Source organism: Algirhabdus cladophorae, from assembly GCF_044772865.1.
GTDB lineage: Bacteria > Pseudomonadota > Alphaproteobacteria > Rhodobacterales > Rhodobacteraceae > Algirhabdus > Algirhabdus cladophorae.
On record NZ_CP173029.1, the window covers coordinates 599644 to 625190 of the forward strand.

The following is a 25547-nucleotide window of genomic DNA, read 5'->3' on the forward strand; positions in this document are numbered from 1 at the left end:
TACGACTAAGGATTTTAAATTTGACCATTCGACCAATCGTTTTTCAACGGGGTATCTGGGCTGTGGCGACGTCACTTGCCTGCTTGGTAATCCCGACGCAAGGGCACGCCCAAGACACGCGCGCCGCTTTGTTTCAACAAATGCTCGCCGCACCTGGAGACACCCAAGCGATGTTGGCTTTTGCCAAGGCAGCCACCGTTGATCGGGATTATGAGGCCGTTGTCTCCACCCTCGAACGCCTCTTGGATATCGAGCCCGACAATGCCGAAGCGCGGTTTGAGTTGGGCGTGGCCTATTATGCGCTGGGCAGTTACGAGCTGGCGCAATTCCATTTCAACGCGGTCCGGGAACAAAATCCAAGCGCAGTGCGCGCCCAGCAAATTGACGGGTATTTGAACCGGATCGACGGCCGCAACGGTCAAAACGGCCTAAGTGGAGAGATCGCTGTGGGTGCGGCCCACAGTGACGATGGCGGCTTGGGTGTCGTACGCGGAAATCTCCGCTGGTCGGTGGATTTGGGGCAATCGGATGATCACACGTGGCAAACGGATCTAAGGGCCAGCGCCTATTCCGGCGACGATGATCTTTCGACATCGCGCTTTAGTCTGCGCACAGGCCCACGTTTTTCTGTAGATGGATTGGCGTTTGGAGTGCGGTTGCGGCCTTATGTCGAGGCTGAACAGATTTCCGATAGTGATGGGAATGACTACACGACCCTCAGTTTCGGTGCCCAGTACTTCAACGCCCATAGCGCCCAATGGAGCAGCTTTGCCGACCTCAAATTTGGGTCAATCGATGGGTCTGATGGGGCAAGTGACGGATCGTTTACGGCCTTGGCTATTGGCACCAGTTACACACCATCGCGGGCCACACGCATCCGGCTGACGGCATTTTATTCGGATTTTGATACCGACACAGATAGCGAATCCTATTCCCGCAAGGGCCTGCGCGCCGACATCAAACATGCGTTTTCAGGTGCTGCGTTTGGGGCCAACCGCCCGTCGATTGGAACAGCCTATATCCAGCATTCGATGGTGGATTATTCATCGATTGATCGTGAGGATGATATCACCAGCGTTGGGGTGTCGTATCGGCAGTTTTTGCGTGGTGATGTGTTTGTGGAATTGGGGGCGCGGTATGTGAACCGCTCGTCGTCGGAGTCAGGGCGCGATACGTCCACGCCAATTGTCAGTCTCATGATCGGGAGTGAATTCTAATGCGGTGGACCTTTCAAAAACTCTCGACTGTTTGCGCCTTAGCGGTATGTTTTAGCGCGACTTTGCCTACGGCGGTGTCAGCGCAGGATATCGGAACGGTGGCCTCGCTCACGCCTCAAATGCAGGGGCAACTTGCAGGTGCTGCGCCCACGCGGTTGCGGGTTGGCAGCACGGTTGTTGCGGATCAAACCATCATCACTGGCTCCCGCGGCCGGGGTCAATTGCTGTTTGTGGATGAGACTACGCTGAGTGTTGCGCCGCAAAGTCGGATCACGTTGGATCGGTTCATTTATGATCCAAATCGAGGTGCGGGCGAGATTGGGCTGTCCTTGGCCCGCGGTGCGCTGCGGTTCATCGGTGGCAAGGCGACAGACCGCCAGCCCGCAGAGATTGTAACGCCCACTGGTACCATCAGTATTCGCGGCAGTTCGGCCTTGGTTGTGATCCAAAACGGTCAGACCTTTGTGGTTTTTGTGGCCGGTGAACGGCTGTGTTTTGCGGTTGCAAACGGCAAACGGTCCTGCACCAACCGGCGGGGTGGCGTGCTCAGCGAAGATGGATATCTGGGTAAGATCTCGCAGCCGACCTTGGCTGGCTTTTTGGCGCGGATTGATGGGGCCACTGTGCCTGCCGGATCAAATCGGCAGGCTGGCAGCGGCATTGATGGGCAAAACCCAAACAACCGAAATCCCCTGTCGACCAACGGTGAAAGTTACGATGAAAACGGGCCTGATGCGCCGTTTGATACTCTGACAGTTGAGGGCATTTTGTCCGCAGATCCGATGGCGCCTGATCCAGTTGCTGATCCTCTTCCTGAACCGGTCGAACAAGAGCCGGTGGAAGAAGAAGAGGAAGAAGAGGAACCCATTGGTCGGGAAATTGGTTTTTGAGCCAGACCGCGTGGGACGCCTATTGATCCGGCGTTTGGTTTGAAAATGGCGCTGATTGCGGCGTGATATCAGGCGTGCTGACGGCTAGTTTTCGAGCGATATCTTTGTTGAACAAGGCACTCAGCGCGTTCGATAATTGGGGCGCGCTGCGCATTTGTGCCTTCAATTTTTGCCTGTTCCATTGGACAAAAGTGGTGCCTTGCGGAACGATCACATCCGCACTGGCAGGACCCTCTATGAGGAATGATATTTCGCCTACAAAATTGCCCTCCGGGATCACACTTTCTAAGCCGTTTCGGCGCAAAATCGCATTACCCGAGGCAATGAGAAAGAGGTGATCGAGGGTGCCACCCTTACGGGAAATCTGGATGGGTTGATCAGCAGTCGTCCAACTTGCACGTTTCATGATTTTACGAAATTGGCCGGGATTCAATGTTGGAAAGTGCTGATACAAGGCGACCATTTGGGGCGACATGCCGTAGGTCGTGCGTTCCATCAAAATGATGCCGATGACAAAAAGATTGGCGGCGCCGATGACCAGACTGGCCCAAATGGCATCCCATAGGGGGGTATCCGACACAAAATAATAGTAGATGATGTAGAAAACGGTGCCGATCAGGACCAACAGACGCAGCATCAACTCGTTACGTGTCAGCAGACCAAGAACGTAACACAAGAGCGCAAGCTGGACAAAAACGCCGGTTGAAAAGAAGTAGCTGAAGTCCATTTTGCCCAATATTAATGCCGTGTTTGCTGCAGGCCTAGAGAAAATCAGAAAATGTGGTGCGAGGCTACATATTCTTTCGTTTGAGCCTTTGGGTGCGGCCTTGGGCTAGGCTGCTTGGTCCGATTGCGCGCGGTTGGCTACGCTGTCGCCCACGTCAAAAAATGAGACAAGTGCCTTCAATTCCTGTGCTTCTTCGGCGAGGTTTTGGACGGCAACTGCGCTTTTGTCTGCAAGGGCAGCATTTTCATGTGTTTCGGCTTCCAACCCTCGCACGGTCACGCCCACATCCTTGACGTCTATGGCCTGGCTTTGGCTGGCAGAAGAGATTTGCGAGATTGCGGCGACGACCTTCTCTACGGACTTGCCAAGATCGGACAGGGTTTCGCTAGTGTCAGAGACAAGTTGATGGCCTTCATTGACGCTTTCTTGTCCCTTTTTGATCATTTGACCAATTTCAGTCGAAGCGTCGCTGGCTTGCATGGCTAGGGAACGCACTTCGCCTGCAACAACTGCAAAACCGCGACCTGCTTCGCCCACGCGCGCGGCTTCTACGCTGGCATTTAATGATAACAGCTGGGTCTGAAAGGCGATGTCGTCAACCGAGCTGGTGATGTGCGAGATTTGTGAAGTGCTGTGCGTGGCCAGTTGCATCGCATCCATGGCGCCTTGGGCAATTTTCGCGCCTTTTGTAGCAACGGTTGAGGATTCCTTTGACAGGCTATCAGCCAAACCTGCGTTTTCGGCATTTTTATCAACAGTTTGCGCCATCTCGTTAAGCGTATTTGATATCACGCTCAGGCTTTTGGCCTGTTCTGATGCCCGTTGGGAGAGGCTATTTGAGTCAGCGCGCATTTGCTCTAACTCACTTTGAATATTGCAACCCGTTTCTTGGATGCGCCCTACCAAAGTGGCCAGTTGCGTGCCCATCGTGTTCCCGTTGCTCTGAAGTTCTGCAAATACGCCCAGAAACTGACCTTCCATGCGGACACTAAGATCGCCACTCGCTAACCCCCCCAGCATTTTGGAGGCCTCGGTGGTGGCAATTTCTACGTCTGCAAACACCTTGTTCAGGCAGGCGGCGATCGCGCGCAAATCATCCTGTTTTGCTGTCTGTGCGACCCGGGCCGATAGGTCGCCTTCTGAGGCGCGTAATGCAGCGGTGCGCAAGGAGGTTTGGAACATGTCCAATTCATTTTCCAGCATGATCGTGGCATCGCGGATCTGGCTGATTTCATTGCGAGGGCTTGTTTTCTGATCGCTCGCGGATCCGGCCATACTGCTCAGTTGAACCGCGATTTTCTTGGCAGAGGTCGCAATGCGGCGCCCGGTCCAAAGGGCAAACCCAAGTGCCACCACAATCAATAAAACAACGCCGCCCAGTGCCTTGTATAGACCATCCTTGAGGGCAAGAGATTCTGCTTGGGTAATGCGCACGGCATCTGCCTGTGCGAGGTCCATAATCGATAGACTCAACCGGTTTAGTTCAGAGCTATTTCGCGCCAAAAGCTCGTGGGTCGGGATTGTTTTGCCGGGGGTAAAGCCCAACGACACTCTTATGTTTTCAATCCACAGTTCTTTGGCATCAATGAGTTCTAGTGTAAGCTGGTCCATTTCAGGTGACAGAGATACCGATTGCAATTGTGTTACCTGTTCGGTGACATTTTCAGCGGTCTCGTCCAACTGGGTGGCTAGGGCTTGCATATCGGTCAGGCGGGTCATCGCCAGAGCGCCTTTGACGGCGGTGTCGGTTTCTTCAAGCAGCGCATCGATTGACCGCGTTAAATTGAGAGCTGCCAGTGATTTGCCGACGATAGCGTCCTTTGTGGTTGCCGCGTTCAAACCCATAAAGCCAATGAATATTGCGCCGATCAGCCCGGCTGCGGCCACGAACAAAACCGCGAAGAATATTTTTAATCGGATTGTCATTTGTGAACGCAATTTGCTGGAAGAATAGGCGTGAGAACGTCTGTTTGTTCCTCGGTCAGAGTATTTAAAAAGACGATCACATCCTGAACGTCCTGATCGGATAACTCGAGGCTGGACATCTGCGGGCTAAGCGAGGGGCGCGGGGCACCGCCGCCTGCATAGTGCAGCACGACCTCTTCCAGTGTGTCCAACTGGCCGGCGTGCATGTAAGGCGCACGTAAGGCGATGTTGCGCAGACCCGGCGTTTTGTAGGCAAATTGCATCATTGGATTATCAGGTTCCAAGGCACCACGCCCCACATCATCCGTCACCAAACCGATGTCATGAAAGGCATTGTCGGTCATATTCCAACCGATATGGCAGCTGGCGCATTCGCCTCGACCTGTAAATACGTCAAACCCACGCTTTGCCTGTTCGCTGATGGCGTTTTCATCCCCGTCGATCCACCGATCAAACGGCGACCAGCCAGACACCACAGTGCGCTCAAAGGTGGCGATTGCATCTAGGATTGTTTCCTGCGTCAGGCCGTCGTTTGGAAAAATGCGATTGAAGGCTGAGACGTATTCTTCGACCTGGTTAAGGCGGGTAAGAACCTGATCAAAGGTTGCGTTCATCTCTACAGCGGCGGTGATCGGCCCGGCGGCCTGTTCTTCCAGAGTTTGGGCGCGACCGTCCCAGAACAACGGTTCGATCCACGCGCTGTTGATCATCGTCGGGGCATGACGGCCTAGTGGGGTGTTTGCCGCACCAACAGCTAGATCAACGGGGGTTTCCCAACGAAAAGACGGATTGTGGCAACTGGCGCAACTCATGTTTTGTGCGCCAGAAAGGCGCGGGTCAAAAAACAGCATTTTGCCCAAAGTTGCCTTTTCCAAACTGTAAGGCGCATTCGGTGGGAAAGGGATTGTGAGAGGGCGTTCAAACGAGGATTTGATTGCATCGGACACAGCGCCGAGGGCTGCGGTTCCAATTCCAAAACAAAGTAGGGCTAAGGCATATAGGCGCATTATAGGCATCCCGAGGCAAATGGTACCCCAAGAAATAACGGACAGATCTTTCGGCTTTCTTAGGCGGATCAAAAATAGGTCAAATCTTTTGCCTAAATTTGTTTGTATTTGCGGAAAAAGACCTTCGGATGCGCATCAAACCTTTGCGCAGAGGATATGGTCAAGCGGCTGAATTCTTCAATTATCCCAGCCAAAAATTCCTGCATAGAGTGATTCGATACTTACAAATACACGCCTAGTTTGTGTCCTTGCGCCTTGGAATATTTCGAAAAATAGCGACCCGATGGACTGGTTTTCCCAAGATATTTCTTTCGGCATGACAATGCTTTAGGTTGAGTTTAGGCGAAATTCTGCAACCCTAGCTTGGCGAAAATGCAAACATCGCGTAGCGTTAACACATATTTAAGACTTACATTTTGACACAGATAAAAGGCGGGCAGTTATTATGGCCGATGGTATTTTGTCTCCTCTTGCGTACAGCGATTTATTGGATCGCCTCACGGATCCTGACAGCGATCTGGACCACTATTTCCAGTATTTGCTTGAGTTCCAGCCCGCAGGTGAACTGGTGCCGGACCTGCACCCCAATCCCCTCTTTGTCACAGATATCCCCCCTCGATTGGAAGGTGGGATTGGCATGGGTTTGGCCAATGCGATTATGCGCAGTCGCCGCCACAAAGCCTACCGCAAACGCATCCGCAAAGGTTGGACGGGCCACCGGATTGTCTCGGAAGGGGACAGTTGGTTTCAGTATCCCACGCAGCTGAAAGACATCATTGATCACTTGATGGTGGATCATGCGATCCTGAGCCTTGGGGCAGCAGGGGACGAGTTGAAAGACATCCAGCGTCAGCGGGAAATTTTGGTCAACTTACAGGCCGAAGATGCATCAGCGCTGTTGTTGTCGGGGGGCGGCAATGACCTGTTTGCCAATGGCCAGTTGGGCCAGTTGGTCGAAGAACCGTTTGAAGGCGCCACAGCCGAGGATCTGGTGGGCGATGCGTGCAATGCGTTCTTGCGCCAGATCTTTGGCCGTTTTTTGGCGGTCTTTACCCGTGTTCATTCCGCGTTACCCCATGTGCATATTTTGGTGCATGGGTATGGTCCTGCCTTTCCAAGTGGCGGCGACTGGATCGAAAAACCACTCACGGACCGCGGCGTCGCGCCAGACATTCAGCATGATGTTGTCAAATTGATCCTAAAACGGTTCAATGCTGGTCTGGCGCGGCTGGCCAAACGATCAGAATTTCACGGAAAGATCGCGCATTTGGATGTCACAGATATCGGCACCAAACGCAGCGATTGGCATGACGAGATCCATTTGAACGGCCCAAATGCCGCCAAGGTTGCCAGCAGGTTTCGCACAGAATTGGCAAAACGATTGGGGGCGCCATCGGTCGAACGTGGTGTCGCTCTGGATGCGACCGACACCGTGGTGCATCAGGCGCAGACCCTGTCGGCATTGGATGATGCGACCCTGCTGCAAGAGCTGGATCTGCGCGTCGCACTCATTGAGATGGATCCGTCTGTGGCCAATGAGGTGCAGCTGGCGCCTCTTGCGTTGGGCCGTGCCGCTCCTGAGATTGGGCTTGCCTCCTTGCGCGATGCGACCCACCGTTTGATCCGCAATGCGCAGATGGATTTGCGCGATGTGATCTGTGGCGGCAGGCCGGAAACAGCGATTGAGCGGGCCATTGTTGAAGCGATCGACAAGGGAAAATTCGGTTTGGCCGGTGTGATTGCAGCGTGGTTGGTGCAAAGGGCCGTGGCGGTGCCTGCGGTTTTGGCCAGTGCATTAGGGGCGTGGCTGGCGGGCAAAGTGATTGCCTTGGGCACGCAGCATCTGTGTTCGATTTGGCAGCCCGACGGGGCCAGCGCCCCAGCGGTAATTGGCGGCGCAATCGAGACATCTGCGGCCACCGTCGGTGAATTGCGCGCCCGGTTTGAAACCCCGGCAGGGCAGGGTGATTTTTCAGCCGATGGGCAAAAGGGGCGTTTGGCCCAATTGGATCATGATTTGGCCAAGGATGTGGTCGAGGCGCCACGCGTTCCTGTGGATGCCTTGGGGGCCAGCCGTTTTCGCAAAAACGCGGCAACGATTTACGCGATGCTGGGCGGTGAAGCGGACGATGTGCCATTGGAACCTGCGCAATTTGGCACGGCCGAAGCGATGGTGATGATAGACGGCAGCCGCTGTGCCCCCTATGTGCGCGACGGTTTTGTGGACCTCAGCGATCCCAAGATTATCGCCAGTGGGTTTTTGGACAAGATCACCCAGCATGAGGCCAGTATTCGCGCCCTCACCGCCGCGTCGGGTCGGATCATTCGGGGGCCGGACAGATCCGCAAACCAAGTGTTTGGGTCGGCGTGGATGCTGCCGGATGGGCGTGTGGCCACGGCCCGGCATGTGTTGGAAGCAATGGCCATCGAGTCTGCCGGAAAATGGTTTTTCAAAGATATCTTTTATGTGGATTTCGCCGTTGAAGCGGATCGTGACATCCAACCTAAGGCTGTGTTTCGCATTGCAGAGGTGGCATGGGCCGGACCGGACGAGATCGCAGGCCAAGTGATCCCCAGTCATTTGGATGCCGCGATCTTGACCTTGGTGCCTGACGATGCGCGCGCCTTTCCAGACCCCGTGCCTGTGACGGCGGCAACCCAAGCCCTGGCGTCTTTGGACGAGGGTTGGTTTATCAATGTGGGCCATCCCGCACAGCCCTTTGGGTCATGGTTGGTCGACACGGACGATGGCAGCGACAAAACGATTTCCAAATCGCTGGTCCATGCTCTGATTGGTGACAAATTTGGCGTAAAACGTCTTTCGCCGGGACGGATCCAATTCAAACCGGGGATGTTCCCGGACGATACGGAAACCAAACATATCTTCACACATGATGCGACGACGTTGGGAGGGTCTTCGGGGTCGGCTTTGATGAGCATGGATCCAAACGCATCTATTCTAGGACTGCATTTTGCAGGCCTCTTTGGGACGCGCAATTATGCTCATTTCGTTACCAAAATCAGCGAAAGCTGGCGTTGACATTCGAATAGGGAAGGGTGTCATCACGCCGCCAATTTTCCGGCGGTTTACTATTGAAAACAGACCTTTAAAGGAGGAATTCCATGTTATTTTCACTTGGACACGGACAGCATATCATTTTGCCAAAGGACGGCGAAACAGAGAGCAATATCATCCCGGATGCCACCAAACGCGTCTCGGCAGTGGCACCGGGGGCGAACCTTTCCGGTGTTGCAAAAAGCGGCGTTGAAGCGGGATTGTCTGGCTCGGATGCGCAAAGCTTTGGCTACATGTTTCCGGATGCAGATGGCACGCCGGGCGACGATCCAGCAACGGTCAACGCGTTAAAGGCGCTGGCCGATGCGATGACCGAAGCGGCAGGTGATCCGGCTGGGGCAAACGGTGACCACGCCCCGATTTTTACCTACTTCGGACAGTTTATCGATCATGATATCACGGCCAACACGGACCGCGATGCACCGCAACCCAACCCGATCTCGGAAATGACTGGTGCGATTGTGCCGCCGCTAGACCGCGCGGACGTGGTGAGCAATATCGTTAATCTGCGCAATGGATCGCTGCGGTTGGACAGCCTTTATGGCAACGGACCAACGGACACGCCCTTTACCATCAAAGTACGTGCGGCCCTGCGCGATCCTGCGGATCAGGCCAAGATGCGTTTGGGCACAGTTGCCCCGTCCCCGGGCGATTTGATCCCGCTGCCAGCTGACGGCATGGCGGATCTGCCGCGCTTGGGGGAGATGATCGATGATCCTGCCTCTGGCCTGTCTGAGGCCGATATCGATGCGCTGCCTGACGGTGAGTTTAAAGAAGGTTTGAAAAAGGACGGCCAAGTCAATCGTGCGCGGGCCATGATTGGCGATGGGCGCAATGACGAGAACCTTTTGGTGGCGCAATTACATCTGGCGTTTTTGCGGTTTCACAATGCGGTCGCCACCTCATTGGAGGGCAGCATTGCCGATGCAGATGACCGGTTTGTTGAGGCCCAGCGGGTCACGACGCTGATCTACCAATGGCTGGTGGTAAATGTGTATTTGCCCAAAATGTGCCAGCCTTCGGTGGTTGATGGGGTCAAGGCGGCAGGTGCGCCCTTGTACAAAGCGTTCCGCGCGCGCGTGGCCAGCAGTGCGGCCGAACTGCCCCTGCCACTGGAATTTTCCGTGTCAGCCTTTCGGTTTGGCCATTCCATGGTACGGGCCGAATATGATCACAACAGCAATTTCGGTCGTCCGGGCACGTTCAAACCGCGCGCCAGCTTCCTTGATCTGTTTTCGTTTACGGGGGGTGATAATCTGGGCATGACCTCCATCGGGCAGAGCTTTGACCGCTTGCCTTCGAACTGGGTGATCGACTGGAGCCGTTTTGCCAAGGATGCCCCGGACGAAGGTGATCATCGCGCGCGCCGGATCGATACCAAACTGGCCCCGCCTTTGACGGATATGTTCAAGGAAAGCAGTGCTGGCGGCGATTTGCAGCGTATTTTGCGGCATTTGGCGGAACGCAACCTGCGGCGTGGCCATCGTTTGAACATCCCAACCGGACAGGGGGCAGTGGCGGCGATCAATGCCTTTGATGCAGGCGAAGGTGCAGCCATTGAAACTGCGATTTATCAAGTGGCCTACAACGATGATGTGCCGGATATGCCTGCCCCTGAGGTGCAAGAGGGCCTTGAGGTGTTGTCTGAGGCTGCCCTGAACATCGGCCCTGCAGGACAGGCATTGCAGGACGGGAATATGCTGTCAGCGACGCCGTTGTGGTTCTATTTACTGCGCGAGGCTGAGGCCAGTGCGGGTGATACCCTTGGGCCATTGGGCAGTCGAATTGTTGCGGAAACCTTGATTGGTTTGGTGATCGAGGATGCGGCCTCTTATTGGCACGAGGGTGCCGGCGATGGCAGTTGGACCCCTGCGCAAACGCCTGTGGGAGGGGCTGCGATCACTGATATGCCAGCCTTGCTAAAGGCCGCGGGACTGATGGCGTAAGCGATTGAATTTCCAAAGAAATGGCATTGGCTACAAGAGTGGCCAATGCCTGTCCCTACAGTAGATACTTACGAAAATGATGACGAAGACATGGTAAAGAAACAGACTTTGACGGCGGCGGATGCGGTGCGTGCCTTGCCCGTCAATCGCGATGTGATCGACTTGCGAGATCGCTATTATGTGCCGTCTTTGGTACCTTTGCGGGCCGATGTGGTGCCCAACCATACTGATCTGAACATAAGGGATCAATTTGACGAAGGGGCCTGTACCGGATTTGCCTTGGCTGCGGTGGTTGATTGTCAGCGCCGCCGCGAAGGCCTGCCAGGACATGTGAGCACCCGCATGCTGTTTGAAATGGCGCGCCTACATGATGATTTGCCCGACCCTGAAGCGGCGGGATCAACGTTGCGTGGTGCGCTCAAGGGCTTTTTCCATAACGGTGTGTGTGATGAGGTGGATGCCCCCTACCTGTTGGGGGCAGATGCGACGGGCTGGGATTTGGACATTGAGACTGCTCACAAAGCGCGCGATGTGACTTTGGGGTCCTATTTCCGGCTCAATCACGAGATCAACGACTACCACGCAGCCATCAACGAAGCCGGGGCAGTGATCGCTTCGGGCAAAATTCATGCCGGTTGGGCGCGTCCCAAAAACGGTGTGATCAAACGCAGCAGTCGGATCGAGGGCGGCCATGCCTTTGCCATCGTCGGCTACACCCGTGATGGCTTTTTGGTCCAAAACTCGTGGGGCCCGCGGTGGGGCGGATTTCAGAATATGCCGGGCGTTGCTTTGTGGAGTTATGAGGATTGGTTTGAGCATGTGGAGGATGCATGGGTGTTACGGTTGGCTGTATCTTCACCCAGTGCGTTTGACGTCAAATATGCCCGCAATCACGCGATGTTTCGAGACGCCAAAGTCGCAGCATCGGCCTTTGCCCCGCGGCGTCAGGATATCCACGGGCATTTTATGCATCTTGATGATGGGCAGTTTGTCAGCCGTGGTCGCTACACGCAAAACAAAGCCTCACTAGATGAGACGGCCAAACTGATTAAATCCGGTGGCACAGGCCGCAACGAGACGCCGGACTATCGCCATTTGCTGATTTTTGCCCATGGCGCGTTGAGCAACAAAACCGCTGTGGCCAAGCGGATCCGCGCGTGGTCGAAAGTCTATAAGAAAAACGGGATCTATCCGATCCACATCATGTGGGAAACTGGATTTAACAGTGATGTGGTGGATGTCTTTTATGATCTGTTGTTCAAGACCCGCAATTTGATGGGGGAGGACGCAGATCACACCGATGCCCGTCTCGAGGAAATGGCAGGGCCTTTGGGGCGCAAACTGTGGCGCGATCTCAAGGTCACCTCTGGTCTGACCTTTGCCCCGGGCACCCAAGGCGGCGAGGGTATACGTGATTTGGTCAAAGCGGCCCGGCAGGCGCCCGAGCTGCAAGTGCATTTCGCCAGCGCCAGTGCCGGTGTGCTGTTGCTTGCGGAACTGGCCGATGTGATGCAGCAACTGAAGGTGCCACTGGCCAGTGCCAACGTGATGGCGCCAGCGTGCAACCTTGATCATTACAACAATCGGATCCGGCCCCATCTGGGGCAGACCATCCAACACTTGTATCAATACAGTCTGATCGATCAGCGCGAATGTGCGGACACGTTGGATATCTATTCCAAGTCATTGCTTTATTTGGTGTCCAACGCGCTAGAGCCGCAAAAGGGCACTCCGATGCTTGGGATGGAAACCGGTTTGCAGGCTTTGGCGGGGCCTGATCTGGACGGTTTGCCAGCGCAGCACTCGGTGTATTTTGCGGGACGGGACCGTAAGCAAACTGATGCCAAATCCCACACGGGGCTGGACCGTGACCTCAAGACAATGAACCATATTTTGCAGACAATCGTGGGCGGGCAAACCGGTGGTGTTCAGGCGTTTTCCCAAGGCCATATGCAGGGGTATTAGGCCTGCTGGGGCCGGATGCAGTGCCTTTAAAATTGGCGTTTGCCTGTGATTGCACGGCTTTCTAGGTGTTTGCTTGTATTTACGGCTACACAGTCTGAGGTTGTGCCTTTACGCTGCTGGTAATTCAGCGCGAATGGAGTGCGGTATCCCATGGCTTCCCTCATCAAGAAATTTCTGTTGTTTCCCCCAATTATTCTTGCAGTTTTGGTGGCCATGTGGCTGACCAACCGCACAGCCGTGGCTGTAGAACAGGTCGAGCCGGTGGCGTTGCCCGTGCGTGTTGTGACCGTTCAGGCCGATAGTTTGGCGGTCTCTGCGTCGGGGTTCGGACGGGCTGAGGCCACCAAGACCTGGACGGGCGTTGCCGAGGTTGAAGGACGTTTGACGCTGTTTCCGGATGTTTTGCAGATTGGCGCGCGCATCGGCAAAGACGATCTGATGTTCGAAATTGATCCGCGTGATTATGAGATCCGCGTTGCCCAAGCGCAGGCAGATGTCCTGAGTGCGGAGGCGGATTTGGAACGCATCAAAGTCAATGCCGCAAACACCGAGGCCACATTGGTCGTGCAGCGTGAAATTCTGGAAGTGTTTCGCGATGAGCGCGACCGTATGGCATCGCTGGTGCAGCGCGGCAGTGTGGCCCAGACCAGCCTTGATTCCGCAAACCGCTCGTATCTGTCGCAACAGGCCACAGTGACCGGTTTTGAAACCGATCTGGCCTTGGTGGCCCCGGATCGCATGGCCGCTGAAGCGACCTTGGCAAAAGTTCAGGCCGATTTGGAAAGCGCTGAGCGGGATCTGGACCGTACGCGTGTTGTGGCCCCTTTTGCCGGTCGCGTGACCCAGCGTGCAGCGGACGAGGATCAATATGTGCGCGTTGGTGACACGATCCTGAGCATCGAGGACGTGGCCTCTTCTGAGGTTGAAGCCTCGTTTCAATTTGCCGATCTGGGCGCGCTGTTTTCCAGCTTTGATGCCACGGCGCTGGTGTCGCAGGTCAATGCAGGTGTGATCGGGGACGAATTAGAAGAGCTTGCTGGCAGGTTTTTGCAGGCCAAAGTGATCGCACGCATCGGCGTTGGCGACAGGATTGAATGGCCCGCGAAATTGGTGCGTTTTACCGAAGCAGTGGATGAGGATGCAGGCACCTTTGGCATTGTGGTGCGGGTGAACGACGCCAGCCGTCCACAGGCTGATCGCGACGGCCCGCCTTTGGTCAACGGGACATTCCTGGAGGTGGTGCTGACCGGCCCTGCCATAGAAGATGCATTGTTAATCCCCCGCGAAGCTGTGCGCAGTGATACCAGCGATGACAGCTATGTCTTTGTTGTCGATGCGGACAGCCGACTGGCACGCAAAGCAGTGACTTTGGGGGCCGGATCTGGCAGCCAAGTTGTTGTTCTGGACGGGCTGGAACTGGGCGAACAAGTGATCTTGTCGGACCCGCAGCCAGCGGTTTTGGGCGCCTTGTTGGCCCCTGTTGATACGGTTGTTGCACAATGATCGAATATTTCAGTCGGCACCCGATTGCCGCGAATTTGTTTTTGCTGGCTGGCCTCTTTTTGGGCGCCATTTCCATCACAGGTATGGAACGCGAGTCGTTTCCTGAATTTTCGGCCTCCAGTGTGTCTGTGTCCGTGGTCTACCCCGGCGCCTCGGCGCAGGATGTGGATGAAGAGATCTGTTTGATCCTCGACGATACGTTGCAGGCCATAACGGATCTGGACGAATTTACCTGCCAATCTGTCGCCTCGCGCGCCACGGCCCGCCTGACCATGTCCGAGGGCGGCGACATTTCGCAGTTCTTCAATGATATCTCGTCTGAAGTGGCCGCAGTGTCCGACTTGCCTGAGGATGCAGAAGAGCCTTCAGTGGCCATCGATGCCCGGACCGAACGCGTTGCATTGCTGGCCGTCTCTGGCTTGGCCTCAGACAACGCGCTGGTGACCTATGCCGACCAACTGGCCGAGGATCTGGCGAATTTGCGCGGGATTGCCACGGCAGATGTTCAGGGGATTTCGTCGCTGGAATACCGGATCAGCCTCGATGATTTTGCCCTGCGGCGCTACGGATTGTCACCGCGCGATGTGGCCGATGCGATCTCGCAACGCTCGACCCAAAGCCCGCTGGGGGTGGTGGAAACCAACGGCGAAGATCTAAGCCTGCGCCTCAAGGATGTGCGCCGCAGCGTGCCGTCGCTGCAGAGTTTGACCGTCATTGAGCAAGGCGATGGGCGGATCGTGCGCCTGTCGGATGTTGCTGAGATTTCGCTGACATTGGCGGATCCTGCGCTGAGATCCGAGATGGATGGCGCGCAGGCTGCGATCATTTCGCTTGCCAAATCAAAGTCGGATGACGCGATTGAAGCCTACGCCGCCGTCGAGGCGGAAATCCAAAAGATCGAAGCCCGATACGGTGGAAAGTTACAGATCCAAGTGATCAATAACTCAACCGAACAAATCTCGGATCAGATTGAATTGGTGTTGGAAAACGCAGCGATTTCGTTGGTTTTGGTGATTGCGATCACCTGTTTGTTTTTCTCGCTGCGCGATGCGATCTGGATCTCGTTGGCCTTGCCGTTTTCGTTCTTGCTGGCCTTGTTTGTGATGAGTGCGATTGGCGTTACGATCAATATGATGTCGCTCTTGGCGTTGCTGATTTCCATCGGATTGATCATGGACGACAGTATTGTGATTGCCGAAAATATCGCCAGTTGGCGTGACACGCTGCCCGCCAAAGAGGCCGCAGTGCGCGGCACAAAGGAAGTCATGTCTGGCGTGTTGTCGTCGTTTTTGACCACGGCGGGCGTGTTTGGGCCGTTGATGTTCTTGTCTGGTGAGATTGGCGCGATTTTGCAGGTAGTACCGATTGTATTGCTGATTACGCTGGCCGCCTCATTGGTTGAGGCGTTTTTGATCCTGCCCCACCACATGGCCCACGTGCCTAACGGTGCCAAGCCGTCCAACCTGCGTTTGGTGCCGCGATTGACCCAAGCTTTGGCCAACAAGATTGTGGTGCCCTTGGTCGAGCGCCTTACGGAATGGCGGTATCTGACGCTGGGGTCTGTTTTGGGCCTGCTTATCCTGACAATTGCCCTGATCCCTGCAGGGATTGTGCGGGTGGTTGGGTTCCCTGAAAGCGAGGCAGATACAATCGAGGCGCGGATCGCTTTGGTTGCTGGCAGCCAAGTGGACCGCACGCAAGCGGCTGTAGACAGTTTGCTGGCAGGGCTGCGCACGGTAGATGCGGATTTCACCCCGGGGACCAACGGCGCAGAGGCCTTGGTCGAGCGGGTGTTGGTGCAATACGGGCAAAACGCAGATGCCAGTTCCAATGGCGAACATACGGCCACGATTGTGGTCGATATTCTGACTGCGGATGAGCGCAATGTGACCACTTCGCAATTGCTGTCCGCATGGAAAGCAGCCTCGGGTCCGATCCCGGATGTCTCGCAATTGAATTTCACCTCGGCGCAAGCGGGCCCCGGTGGCTCGGATTTGGATATTTCCCTGTTTTCGCGGGATTTGGGAGAGCTGGAGGCGGCCAGTGCTGCCTTGTTGTCCCGCCTGTCTGTGCGCCCAGATGTGACCACGGCCTACACGGATTTCACTGCAGGTCAGACGGAAATACAACTGTCGCTAACTGCCTATGGGAGGTCTTTGGGGTTGACGCCCAGTGGGTTGGCCAATCAATTGCGCACAGCGTTTACGGGCACGGAAACCGACAGCTTTATCGACGGGGCCACCAGCTATGAAGTGGTGGTAGAACAACCGAAAGTGGCCCAAACGGTCGCGGATTTGCGCGCCTTTCCGATCACTTTGGCCGGTGGCACCAGTGTGGCCCTTTCGGTGGTTGCTGATTTGCAGACTTCGAAAACCCTGTCCCAAATTACCCGCGAGAAAGGCCTCGCAAGGGCACGCGTGGTGGGCAACATCAACCGCACCATGCAGACCCCTGCGGGCATTTCTGCGATTGCTGTAGATGAAATCGGGCCGGACATCACAGCGGAATTTCCCAGTGTCAGCCTCAGTATTGGCGGCTCGACCGAAGAGCAAACCGAAACGCAAGCCTCCATTTTTTCGGCCCTCTCTATTGGGTTGGTGGTGATCTACATTGTTTTGGCGTTCCAGTTTCGCAGCTACACCCTGCCAGTCTTTATCATGCTGTCGATCCCCTTTGCCTTGATCGGATCGATCTTGGGGCATTTGGTTATGGGGATGGATATGTCGATGCCGTCGTTTATCGGCTTTGCCTCGCTTGCGGGGGTGGTGGTCAACAACGCCATTTTGTTTGTCTCGTTCTTTGAGGCTAACGCAAAGGATGGGGATCACGTCAAGGCCGCTGTTGAAGCGGTCAGGCGGCGGTTCAGGCCCGTGGTGTTATCCTCAATGACGACGTTTATCGGCCTGTTGCCAGTGGTGTTCGAGACCTCGCCTTCGGTGGTCACTATCGTCCCCGTGGTGGTGTCTGTGGCCTTTGGTGTGCTGGCGTCGATGTTACTGGTGATTTTTGTCTTTCCAGCGGTTTTGGCGATCTACTTTGACTTTGCCAATGTGTCGCGTTGGGTGCGGTCGGCAGAGCTTTACGATACTCCAGAGGTTGCGGCGGACACAGCCTGAGCCAGCGCGGTTTTCAAGGCTGCTACTGCGGGGTGATCGACCTGACCCAACCCGCTGATCAGGCCAATGGGACGACTGATTTTCGGCGCGCCAATGGCACGCAGGGCCAGTGCGCTGTCCAAAATGGGCCGCACGGAGGATCGCGGCACCAAGGCCACGCCGACCCCATCTGCGACCAGATCGAGGGCCGTGGTCGAACGCCCGACCTCATAGGTCCAAAGCACAGGGGTGTGTAGGCGGGCCAGTGCCTCGTCGATGAGTAGGCGGTTGCCGGTGCCTTGGGAGGGCACGATCACCGGCTCGCCGACCAAGTCGTCCCATGCCAGATGATCCTTATGGGTCAGCGGGTGATCGTGGGGCAGGGCCAGTGCGATATGATCCTCAAAGAGTGGCTCGAATGTTGTGGCAGGTTCCAGCATCGGGATCGATCCAACGCCGAAATCTGCGTCACCTTGGGCTACGGCTTCGGCCACGTCATTTGCCGGGCGGTCGATGACGCGCAGGCGGGCATTGGGTGCGGTTTTGCGAAAGAGTTGTAGGGCTGTTGGCAGGATCATGGCTGCAACGCTGGGCAGGATCGCGAGCGTGACAATGGCGGTTTTTTGAAAGGCAAAGGCGGCGGTTTCGTCGCGCAGGGCTGATGTGGTTTCCTGTGCGGCCTCCAGCAAGGCTTCGGCGCGGGCTTGCAATCGTTTGGCCGCCAGTGTGGGGCGCACTGACCGCGTGCTGCGTTCAAAAAGCATTGTGTCGAGGGCTGTTTCCAGCTTTTGGATGCGCCGGGTCACGGCAGATTGCGACAGGTTCAGTTGATCGGCGGCCCTTTGGAACGAACCGGTTTTCTTGACAGCCAAAAAGGCTTCGAGATCGTTGAAGTCATAATTTATGATCATATCGCATTAATCCGTCATTTATCAGCATTTGTCAAAATAATGGGATCCATTTAGGCTTGCCCACAAAGGAGCCTCAAGATGCAGACCCCCTATGATATTGCGGTAATCGGTGGCGGAAACGCGGCGCTTTGTGCTGCGATCACCGCAGCCGAGGCTGGCGCAAAGGTTGTGATCCTCGAGGCAGCCCCCAAGCCCTATCGCGGGGGCAACTCACGTCACACGCGCAACTTTCGTTGTATGCACAGTGGCCCGCTGGGCCCATTGATCGAAAGCTATAGCGAAGACGAATATTTGGCGGATCTACTGAAGGTAACGGACGGGAAGACCGATCAGGGCCTTGCGCGTATGGTGATCCAAGCCTCTGAGGAATGCCTGCCGTGGATGGAAGAGCACGGCGTTCGGTTTCAGCCATCGTTGTCTGGCACCCTCTCGCTGGCCCGCACCAATGCGTTTTTTCGTGGGGGCGGCAAAAGCCTTGTGAATGCGTATTATCGAACGGCGGAAAAGCTGGGGGTGGACGTGCTTTACGAGGCTTCGGTGACCCATTTGGATGTGCAAGACGATGTGGTGGCCAGTCTGGAATACAGCTACCAAGGCGAGACGCATCAGATTGCGCCAAAGGCTGTGATCGTGGCCTCTGGTGGCTTTCAAGCGGATACGGACTGGTTGACCCGCGCATGGGGGCCTGCGGCGAAGAACTTTCTTATTCGCGGCACGCCCTATAATCGCGGCGTGGTTTTGGCCGATTTGCTGGATCAGGGCATCGAACAAGTGGGCGATCCGACCCAATGCCATGCAGTGGCCATTGATGGGCGCGCGCCCAAGTTCGATGGCGGGATCGTGACGCGGTTGGATTGTGTGCCGTTCTCCATCGTGGTCAACAAAAACGCCGAGCGGTTTTACGATGAGGGCGAGGATGTCTGGCCCAAGCGCTATGCGATCTGGGGACGTTTGGTGGCAGCACAACCCGACCAAGTGGGATATGTGATCATTGACGCGAAATCCCTGGATCTGTTCATGCCCTCGGTGTTCCCGCCGATCAAAGCCGACACATTGGCGGAATTGGCTGAAAAGATGGGGCTGCCTGTGCAAAAGCTGGAACAGACCGTGGCCACCTTCAACGACAGTTGTGGCGATACCAGCGGGTTCCACCCCACGGAATTGGATGGGGTCGGCACCACAGGCCTTGCGCCGCCCAAAACCAACTGGGCCAGACCAATCACGCAAGCGCCGTTTTACGGCTATTCCCTGCGCACGGGCGTGACGTTCACGTATTTGGGGCTCAAGGTCGACGCAAACGCCCAATGCAGCATCGGAAACCGCCCTGTAAGCAACCTTTGGGCCGCAGGCGAGACGATGGCAGGCTCTATTTTGGGGCAGGGCTATCTGGCAGGATTTGGGATGACAATCGGCACGGTCTTTGGCCGTATCGCGGGTGCGGAGGCCGCAAAATATGCAAACTGATCTGATCGCCGAGGCCCGTCGCCAAGCGGAAATATGTAACGCCTGCCGCTACTGCGAAGGCTATTGTTCGGTGTTTCCGTCGCTGCATGCGAACCGTGCTTTTTCGGACGGGGATATCACGCAACTGGCGAACCTGTGTCACAATTGTCGGGGCTGCTACTACGCCTGTCAGTACACAGCCCCCCACGAATTTGACTTGAACCTGCCGCAGGCCTTGGCAGAGGTGCGCCAAGACAGCTGGGAGGCGTTCGCATACCCTCAAGTCATCGCTCGGAACTTCCAAAAAAGCGGTGGTTTGATCGCTTTGGCCACGCTCATCGGGTTTGCCCTGTTGTTTGCAGTGGCGCGCTGGGCGGGTCAGCAAGGGGGCGAAGGGTTTTATGCGGTCATGTCGCACAACATGATGGTAGCGATATTTGCCCCGGCTTTTTTGCTGCCTTTGGTCAGCATCGGCTACAGTTTGCGCCGCTATTGGGTGTCGACAGATGGTAGGCGGGTCACGCTGGGCGATCTGCGTGCCGCGTTTGGCGCAGCGGCGAGCATGCGCAACCTTGCAGGCGGGCACGGCGATGGCTGTAATTTCGAGGATGAGGATCGGTTCAGCCAAGCCAGACGCATGGCGCATCAGATGGTGCTTTATGGATTTTTGTTGTGCTTTGCGAGCACCAGTTCGGGCACTGTGCTGCACTATGTTTTTGACATGCCGGCGCCCTATGGGTTTTGGTCCCTGCCCAAACTTTTGGGTGTGCCCGGCGGGGTGATCCTGACCTTGGGCGCACTGTGGATGCTGGATCTAAAACGGCGGGCGGATCCTGAACTTGGCGCTGCTTCAGCTTGGGGCGGCGAGGTCGGGTTTATCGCCCTGCTGGGGTTCGTAGCCTTTAGTGGCGTGATACTCTATGCGCTGGGTAGCACGGCTGCGATGCCCAGCCTGTTGGCACTGCACCTTGGCGCTGTACTGAGCTTTTTCCTGCTCACACCCTACACCAAAATGGCCCACGGGTTTTACCGTATGGCCGCCCTTGTGCGGGACGCACAGCGCAAGCGTAGCGATTAGAGCTTATTTACTGGCACCTTAAGGGCCATGTCGCCTTGGGTGTCAGTTGGGATTTCACCAGCGCGAATGTTGACCTGTAGCGACGGGATGATCAGCTTGGGCATGGCCAGCTGCGCATCGCGTGTTTCGCGCATTTTGACAAAGGCCGCACGCGAGGCATTGCCGCCCACATGGATGTTGGCGCGGCGTTGATCGCCGACAGTGGTTTCCCACGCGATGGCACGCCCGCCGGGGCCGTAGTCATGACAGACGAATAACCGCATTTCGGATGGCAGGGCCAAAACGCGAGTGATGCTATCGTAAAGCTGCCCAGCGTCGCCGCCGGGAAAATCCGCCCGTGCCGAACCGCCATCAGGCATAAACAAAGTATCCCCCGCAAAGGCCGCGTCGCCCATGATATGCACCATGCAGGCAGGCGTATGACCCGGGGTGTGCAGAGCAGTACAGGTCATGGATCCGACCTGATAGGTATCGTTATCTACGAACAACCGGTCAAATTGCGACCCGTCGCGGGCAAATTCAGTGCCCTCATTAAAGATTTTACCGAAGGTTTCCTGCACTGTCAGGATATGTTCGCCGATGCCGATTTTGCCGCCCAGTTCCTGTTGAATATAGGGCGCGCCGGACAGGTGATCGGCGTGCACATGGCTTTCGATGATCCATTCCAGTTTCAGATCATGCGCCTTGATGTAGCTGATGATTGCATCGGCGCTGTCGTAACTCAAACGCCCTGCGGCGTAGTCAAATTCCATTACAGCGTCGATCACTGCGCAGGCGCGGCTGTCAGGGTCTTTGACCACATAGCTGATGGTGTTTGATTGCGCGTCAAAGAAGGCCTCAACCGAGGGTGTTTTGTCCATTTGCAATTGGGGCAGGGCTGACATCGGGCGGCTCCTTATGGGGATCTAAAAAGCGAAAAGCTGTGGGCGAAGCTTGGAAGCCGCCCCCGAGTTTTGTCAAGAGCGATGTGGCGGGCTATGGATCCATGCGCGCGACCGGCCCGCCTTGTTTTTCCCAAGTGGAAAAGCCCTCTTTGAGGTGGGCGGCGGCAAATCCCATGTCTTGCAGCGTGGCTGTGGTTAGGGCAGATCGCCAGCCCGAGGCACAGTGAAAAACGTAGGTTTTGTCAGTTTGATCAAAGATTTCTTTGAAATAAGGGCTGTCCGGATCCACCCAGAATTCGATCATGCCACGTGGTGCGTGAAAACTGCCGGGGATAAATCCGCTTCGTTGGCGTTCGCGGATGTCGCGAATATCGACAACCACCAGTTTGGGATCGTCCAGCATCGCAATCAGATCGGAGGTTTCAATTTCGGTAATCCGGGCGCGGGCCTTGGCGACCATTTCGGCAGAGGATATTTTCAAAGAAGCCATATTGGCGCGTCCCTTGCAAAGATTTCGCATCAGCTTGCCATGGGGATCTGATCGAAACAACGGGACTTTTCAAATGCGCGCCGGGGCAGGGTGGAGACCATGGGCGCGGCGACCGCCCATGGTTGTTTTGGTAAGACCGCGTCGGGCATCATGCCCCTTAGACAAAGCGGTTGACGATATTCTCAAGGATCTCCTGACGGCCTGAACGTGGCTGTGGATCGATGGCTTCTGCGTCTACACGGGCGGCTGCACTGGCCAGGTCCCCGTCCAGCATTGCCGCGGCGGCAGGCGTGTCCCAGCCTGCGTAACGCTCGGCGCGCATGGCCTCTAGGGTGCCGTCCTCCAGCATGGCGGCAGCGGCCTTGAAGCCCCGTGCACAGACATCCATCGCCCCTGCGTGACCGGCGATCAGATCCACTGGATCCAGCGACTGACGGCGCAGTTTGGCGTCAAAGTTGGTGCCGCCTTTGGTAAACCCACCGGCCTTGAGCACTTCGTAATAGGCCAGCGCAACCTCGGGCACATTGTTCGGGAATTGATCAGTGTCCCAGCCAGATTGATAGTCATTGCGGTTCATATCGATAGAGCCAAAGATCCCGAGGGAGGCCGCCAGAGCAAGCTCATGTTCGAACGAATGGCCTGCAAGGATCGCGTGGCCCTGTTCGATGTTCATTTGCACTTCGCCTTCCAGACCGAACTCTTTGAGGAAGCCGTACACTGTTGCCACGTCATAATCATACTGGTGCTTTGACGGCTCTTGCGGCTTGGGTTCCACCAAAATAGCGCCTTCAAAGCCAATCTTGTGCTTGTATTCCACGGCCATTTGCAGGAACCGGCCCGCCTGCTGACGTTCGCGTTTAAGATCAGTGTTCAGGAGGGTTTCATAGCCCTCGCGCCCGCCCCAAAGCACGTAGTTCTGACCGCCCATTTTATGAGTGGCATCCATGCACAGCTTGACCGTGGCGGCTGACCAGGCAAACACATCTGGATCAGGGTTTGTCGCTGCGCCAGACATAAACCGACGGTGGCTGAACATATTCGCGGTGCCCCACAACAGCTTGGTTTTGCTGCTTTCCATTTTGCCCGTGAGGTAGTCGATGATGTCCTCGAAATTACGACGGCTTTCGGCAAAGCTGTCACCCTCGGGGCGAATGTCGGCGTCATGCCAGCAAAAGTAAGGTACCCCCAATAAATCAAACATCTCAAACGCCACATCGGCCTTTAGCCGTGCCTTATCCATCGTGTCGCCAAACCAAGGGCGATCAAAGGTTTGACCACCAAAAGGGTCCCCGCCTGGCCAGGCAAAAGAATGCCAGTAGGCCACAGCAAAGCGCAGATGATCCTCCATCCGTTTGCCCATGAACATTTCGTCGGGATTGTAATGGCGATAGGCCAGCCCCGTGGAATTTGGATCATAGTGGAGCGGTTCGATATCTTGGAAAAAACTGGTCATAGTCGTGGTGCCTTATGGGTCAAAAGATGGATCGGGTAGGTTGTCGCGCAGATAGATCGCGGGAATAAGGTCTGGGGCAGGGGGCGGCGGCAGATCGTCGATGCTGGCGCGCAGATAGGCCAAGGCGCGGGTCAGTTCGATCTCGGGCCGTTGGTCGATGATCACATCCACCAGACCGCGAGCGAGGGCCTGACGGGCAGGGTCGACCAGTTCATGCAGGATGCAGCAAAACGGGCGAGGGCGGTCAAAATCAGCCAGCCAGTCAACTAACCCTTCATTCCCGGCACCGACGTTGTAGATTCCGGTGATTGGACCAGCCGATGCGGTGGCTGTCTTGAGTTTTCCATGCAAGGTCGCAGGATCGTCTTGTGTCTCGATCAGGGTGGTGAGTGTGATGTTGGGAAAGTCGCGGCTTAACACAGCGCGAAACCCTTGCAGCCGGTCTGCGTGGTCCAATGCGTCCAAGGATCCGGCGGCCACAACCACTTGGCCTTTTAGGCCTGCGTGGGCCATGCCCATTAACCGCGCCGCAGAACGCCCGGCCTTGTCATTATTAATGCCAATATACTGGTCGCGACAGCCGTTTGGCAGGTCCGAAACCAGCGAGACAATTTTGGTCCCTGTGGCGCGGATTTGCTCAAGAGGGGCGATCAGGCCCGCGTCCTGAAGGCCAACAATCGCAAGGCCATCATAGGCTTTGTCGATCACATTGCTAAGGATAGTGCGCAATGCATCGGGCCGAAAGGCGTCGACTTCGATCACGTCTATTGTGACTTGTGCGTGTTTTAGGTGATCTATGGTTTTGTCCAGATGGGCATGCATCCGGGCAAAAAAGGCGTGGGTCCGCCGTGGAATCAGAAAGGCAATTTTCTGGGTGCGACTGCGCGACAGATTGGCGGCGGCCACATTGCGCACATAGCCCAGTTGCGCCATGGCGTTTTGCACTTTGGTGGCGGATTTTGCGGCCACTTTGCCGCGTTGGTTCAAAACACGATCGGCGGTCGCATAGCTGACCCCTGCCAACTGCGCGACGTCCTGCAACGTCGGGCTTTTCATCGTGTTTTCCCCCTTTGACCCGCAAGATATGCGGTTTGGGGGAGTGTTGCCTCAAGAAATGATAGACGTCAATCATTTTATTATTTGCGCATGTTTGGCACGTGTTTTCTGCGGGTTTAGTCGGTGGCCGGGGCCAAGGGGAACCGTTCGATGACGTGGAATCGCCCGTCTCTGGATTGACCACAAAGTGTCAAATGGCGCATCCAAAAGGGCTGCGCTAACAGGGGCGTCATAGGTGTTTCGAGCGCTGCGGCCACGGCCTTGACATGATCAGGAGGCAAGGATCCTGTCAGGGTCAGATGAAATTTGAAGCACTCTAAAATATATGGATAGCCCCATTGGGTGAGGTACGCGTCTTGTTGCGGGGTCAGACCTGCCGCGCGCCGCCGGTTCAGATCAAATTGGGTCATTGGGGCTCGGAACCCGTCCAGATCTTGCACGCATGCAGCCGCAAAGCCTGTAAAATGTGGGTTGGGTGCGGCTAACACCAGAGCCACGAAATGCCCCAGAGTGCCAAGGCGCAAGTGCCCCATTTCAAAGGCGGTATGGCTGCTTGCGAATTGGTCTACGGCGTTTTGCAATTGGGTTAGCGTCTTGCCCTTAGCCAGATAGAACGGGGCTTTGAGGGTGCCATGAAAGCCGTATTTGCGCGGTGTCTGGGTGATTTGATCCACAGTCTGTGGCAGATCCGCGATGTCGGGATGGGGCTGGCTGCGACCCTGATGCACGTCCCATCCCAACCAAGCAGCGGCGAAATGGGTGATCGGGTGATCCGGTGCGGGGGTGTAATAGACGGCGTACCGCTCAAAATCCATTTTATCGCCTCTTCGCACTTGATTTCTGCGGCTCACCTGATGTCCTTGGTTAGACAAAAAATTGT

At 55.9% G+C, this 25547-nt stretch carries 18 protein-coding genes; 9 read left to right on the forward strand and 9 right to left on the reverse strand.

The window, feature by feature from the left end:
* Positions 1–20: 20 nt before the first annotated feature.
* Both ACIRQ6_RS02930 and ACIRQ6_RS02935 read left to right on the forward strand, forming a co-directional pair.
* The gene (locus ACIRQ6_RS02930; protein ID WP_420862642.1) at positions 21–1217 is read left to right on the forward strand and encodes a tetratricopeptide repeat protein; all 1197 of its coding nucleotides are present in this window, start codon (positions 21–23) and stop codon (positions 1215–1217) included.
* Positions 1217–2107: a FecR family protein gene (locus tag ACIRQ6_RS02935; protein ID WP_420862643.1), complete on the forward strand. Its 891-nt coding sequence runs from the start codon at positions 1217–1219 to the stop codon at positions 2105–2107. The genes ACIRQ6_RS02930 and ACIRQ6_RS02935 overlap by 1 nt, the downstream gene beginning before the upstream one ends.
* A gap of 19 nt (positions 2108–2126) precedes the next feature.
* On the opposite strand, the gene ACIRQ6_RS02940 is transcribed toward ACIRQ6_RS02935, so the two are convergent.
* The 3 genes from ACIRQ6_RS02940 to ACIRQ6_RS02950 all read right to left on the reverse strand — a co-directional run bounded on the left by ACIRQ6_RS02940 (position 2127) and on the right by ACIRQ6_RS02950 (position 5767).
* On the reverse strand, positions 2127–2834 hold the full coding sequence (locus tag ACIRQ6_RS02940; protein WP_420862644.1) for a cyclic nucleotide-binding domain-containing protein: 708 nt from the start codon (positions 2832–2834) through the stop codon (positions 2127–2129).
* 105 nt (positions 2835–2939) lie between these two features.
* Complete coding sequence (locus ACIRQ6_RS02945) at positions 2940–4760, reverse strand: methyl-accepting chemotaxis protein (RefSeq protein ID WP_420862645.1); 1821 nt, start codon at positions 4758–4760, stop codon at positions 2940–2942.
* On the reverse strand, positions 4757–5767 hold the full coding sequence (locus ACIRQ6_RS02950) for a cytochrome-c peroxidase (RefSeq protein WP_420862646.1): 1011 nt from the start codon (positions 5765–5767) through the stop codon (positions 4757–4759). The genes ACIRQ6_RS02945 and ACIRQ6_RS02950 overlap by 4 nt, the downstream gene beginning before the upstream one ends.
* Before the next feature lie 445 nt (positions 5768–6212).
* Here ACIRQ6_RS02950 and ACIRQ6_RS02955 point away from each other — a divergent pair, with 445 nt between their 5' ends.
* From ACIRQ6_RS02955 to ACIRQ6_RS02975, 5 genes are all read left to right on the forward strand, one after another.
* Complete coding sequence (locus ACIRQ6_RS02955; protein WP_420862647.1) at positions 6213–8807, forward strand: trypsin-like peptidase domain-containing protein; 2595 nt, start codon at positions 6213–6215, stop codon at positions 8805–8807.
* A gap of 83 nt (positions 8808–8890) precedes the next feature.
* A complete protein-coding gene (locus ACIRQ6_RS02960) occupies positions 8891–10789 on the forward strand; it encodes a peroxidase family protein (protein ID WP_420862648.1) in 1899 nt (632 codons plus the stop codon).
* A gap of 45 nt (positions 10790–10834) precedes the next feature.
* Positions 10835–12754 (forward strand): C1 family peptidase, encoded by a 1920-nt coding sequence (locus ACIRQ6_RS02965; protein WP_420862649.1) that lies wholly within the window; start codon positions 10835–10837, stop codon positions 12752–12754.
* A gap of 150 nt (positions 12755–12904) precedes the next feature.
* A complete protein-coding gene (locus ACIRQ6_RS02970) occupies positions 12905–14257 on the forward strand; it encodes an efflux RND transporter periplasmic adaptor subunit (protein WP_420862650.1) in 1353 nt (450 codons plus the stop codon).
* Positions 14254–17373: an efflux RND transporter permease subunit gene (locus ACIRQ6_RS02975; RefSeq protein WP_420862651.1), complete on the forward strand. Its 3120-nt coding sequence runs from the start codon at positions 14254–14256 to the stop codon at positions 17371–17373. Before ACIRQ6_RS02970 ends, ACIRQ6_RS02975 begins: the two co-directional genes overlap by 4 nt.
* Here ACIRQ6_RS02975 and ACIRQ6_RS02980 read toward each other — a convergent pair.
* Positions 17337–18263, reverse strand: a complete 927-nt coding sequence (locus ACIRQ6_RS02980) for a LysR family transcriptional regulator (RefSeq protein ID WP_420862652.1) — start codon at positions 18261–18263, stop codon at positions 17337–17339. The genes ACIRQ6_RS02975 and ACIRQ6_RS02980 overlap by 37 nt on opposite strands.
* A 78-nt stretch (positions 18264–18341) precedes the next feature.
* On the opposite strand from ACIRQ6_RS02980, the gene tcuA reads away from it, so the two are divergent.
* Together tcuA and tcuB are read left to right on the forward strand one after the other, a co-directional pair.
* Positions 18342–19727 carry an FAD-dependent tricarballylate dehydrogenase TcuA gene (gene tcuA / locus ACIRQ6_RS02985; protein ID WP_420862653.1) on the forward strand — a complete coding sequence of 462 codons (1386 nt, stop codon included), beginning with the start codon at positions 18342–18344 and terminating at the stop codon, positions 19725–19727.
* Complete coding sequence (tcuB, locus tag ACIRQ6_RS02990; protein ID WP_420862654.1) at positions 19717–20784, forward strand: tricarballylate utilization 4Fe-4S protein TcuB; 1068 nt, start codon at positions 19717–19719, stop codon at positions 20782–20784. Before tcuA ends, tcuB begins: the two co-directional genes overlap by 11 nt.
* Here tcuB and ACIRQ6_RS02995 read toward each other — a convergent pair.
* The 5 genes from ACIRQ6_RS02995 to ACIRQ6_RS03015 all read right to left on the reverse strand — a co-directional run bounded on the left by ACIRQ6_RS02995 (position 20781) and on the right by ACIRQ6_RS03015 (position 25482).
* Positions 20781–21668 (reverse strand): MBL fold metallo-hydrolase, encoded by an 888-nt coding sequence (locus tag ACIRQ6_RS02995; protein ID WP_420862655.1) that lies wholly within the window; start codon positions 21666–21668, stop codon positions 20781–20783. The genes tcuB and ACIRQ6_RS02995 overlap by 4 nt on opposite strands.
* A gap of 91 nt (positions 21669–21759) precedes the next feature.
* The gene (locus ACIRQ6_RS03000) at positions 21760–22158 is read right to left on the reverse strand and encodes a rhodanese-like domain-containing protein (protein WP_420862656.1); all 399 of its coding nucleotides are present in this window, start codon (positions 22156–22158) and stop codon (positions 21760–21762) included.
* 157 nt (positions 22159–22315) lie between these two features.
* Entirely contained in the window at positions 22316–23611 is a 1296-nt protein-coding gene (xylA, locus tag ACIRQ6_RS03005; protein ID WP_420862657.1) for a xylose isomerase, read from the reverse strand.
* A gap of 12 nt (positions 23612–23623) precedes the next feature.
* Entirely contained in the window at positions 23624–24667 is a 1044-nt protein-coding gene (locus tag ACIRQ6_RS03010; RefSeq protein ID WP_420862658.1) for a LacI family DNA-binding transcriptional regulator, read from the reverse strand.
* Between the two features lie 116 nt (positions 24668–24783).
* Positions 24784–25482 carry a DUF1045 domain-containing protein gene (locus ACIRQ6_RS03015; protein WP_420862659.1) on the reverse strand — a complete coding sequence of 233 codons (699 nt, stop codon included), beginning with the start codon at positions 25480–25482 and terminating at the stop codon, positions 24784–24786.
* Between the last annotated feature and the right edge of the window lie 65 nt (positions 25483–25547).

Bases quoted from the DNA above. Each gene is read 5' to 3' on its own strand.
- ACIRQ6_RS02960 (WP_420862648.1), top strand. From the start codon at position 8,891: ATGTTATTTTCACTTGGACACGGACAGCATATCATTTTGCCAAAGGAC.
- tcuA (WP_420862653.1), top strand. From the start codon at position 18,342: ATGCAGACCCCCTATGATATTGCGGTAATCGGTGGCGGAAACGCGGCG.
- ACIRQ6_RS02950 (WP_420862646.1), bottom strand. From the start codon at position 5,767: ATGCGCCTATATGCCTTAGCCCTACTTTGTTTTGGAATTGGAACCGCA.
- ACIRQ6_RS02995 (WP_420862655.1), bottom strand. From the start codon at position 21,668: ATGTCAGCCCTGCCCCAATTGCAAATGGACAAAACACCCTCGGTTGAG.
- ACIRQ6_RS02965 (WP_420862649.1), top strand. From the start codon at position 10,835: ATGCCTGTCCCTACAGTAGATACTTACGAAAATGATGACGAAGACATG.
- ACIRQ6_RS02975 (WP_420862651.1), top strand. From the start codon at position 14,254: ATGATCGAATATTTCAGTCGGCACCCGATTGCCGCGAATTTGTTTTTG.
- tcuB (WP_420862654.1), top strand. From the start codon at position 19,717: ATGCAAACTGATCTGATCGCCGAGGCCCGTCGCCAAGCGGAAATATGT.
- ACIRQ6_RS02980 (WP_420862652.1), bottom strand. From the start codon at position 18,263: ATGATCATAAATTATGACTTCAACGATCTCGAAGCCTTTTTGGCTGTC.
- ACIRQ6_RS03010 (WP_420862658.1), bottom strand. From the start codon at position 24,667: ATGAAAAGCCCGACGTTGCAGGACGTCGCGCAGTTGGCAGGGGTCAGC.
- ACIRQ6_RS03000 (WP_420862656.1), bottom strand. From the start codon at position 22,158: ATGGCTTCTTTGAAAATATCCTCTGCCGAAATGGTCGCCAAGGCCCGC.
- ACIRQ6_RS02940 (WP_420862644.1), bottom strand. From the start codon at position 2,834: ATGGACTTCAGCTACTTCTTTTCAACCGGCGTTTTTGTCCAGCTTGCG.
- xylA (WP_420862657.1), bottom strand. From the start codon at position 23,611: ATGACCAGTTTTTTCCAAGATATCGAACCGCTCCACTATGATCCAAAT.
- ACIRQ6_RS02955 (WP_420862647.1), top strand. From the start codon at position 6,213: ATGGCCGATGGTATTTTGTCTCCTCTTGCGTACAGCGATTTATTGGAT.
- ACIRQ6_RS03015 (WP_420862659.1), bottom strand. From the start codon at position 25,482: ATGGATTTTGAGCGGTACGCCGTCTATTACACCCCCGCACCGGATCAC.
- ACIRQ6_RS02970 (WP_420862650.1), top strand. From the start codon at position 12,905: ATGGCTTCCCTCATCAAGAAATTTCTGTTGTTTCCCCCAATTATTCTT.
- ACIRQ6_RS02935 (WP_420862643.1), top strand. From the start codon at position 1,217: ATGCGGTGGACCTTTCAAAAACTCTCGACTGTTTGCGCCTTAGCGGTA.
- ACIRQ6_RS02945 (WP_420862645.1), bottom strand. From the start codon at position 4,760: ATGACAATCCGATTAAAAATATTCTTCGCGGTTTTGTTCGTGGCCGCA.